Source organism: Saccharomonospora iraqiensis subsp. paurometabolica YIM 90007 (assembly GCF_000231035.2).
Classification (GTDB): domain Bacteria; phylum Actinomycetota; class Actinomycetes; order Mycobacteriales; family Pseudonocardiaceae; genus Saccharomonospora; species Saccharomonospora paurometabolica.
The window spans coordinates 24806-25082 of the sequence record NZ_KI912263.1 but is presented as its reverse complement, the minus strand read 5'-3'; the positions used below and the strand labels follow the sequence as shown (position 1 = coordinate 25082).

The following is a 277-nucleotide window of genomic DNA, read 5'->3' as shown; positions in this document are numbered from 1 at the left end:
AGGTCGGCGTCCAGCACCACGAGGTCGGCGGACAGCCCGGGGCGCAGCGCTCCGGTGGTCCCGGACAGGCCGAGCAACGCGGCGGGGTGTCCGGCGGTGGCGGCCACCGCCTCGGACACGGTCAGCCCCACGTCCCGCACGAGGTGACGGAACGCCGCGTCCATCGTGAGCGTGCTGCCGGCCAGCGTCCCGTCGGACGGCAGGGTGGCCACCCCGCCGGTGACCTCGACGTCCAGCCTGCCGAGCGGGTAGCGGCCGTCCGGCGCGGCGGTGCCCG

Annotated in this window: 1 protein-coding gene; it reads right to left on the bottom strand. The window is 77.6% G+C overall.

What is annotated here, in order from left to right; genetic code table 11:
* On the bottom strand, positions 1-277 hold a 277-nt coding region (locus tag SACPADRAFT_RS29565; protein WP_040924795.1), incomplete at both ends, for an amidohydrolase family protein.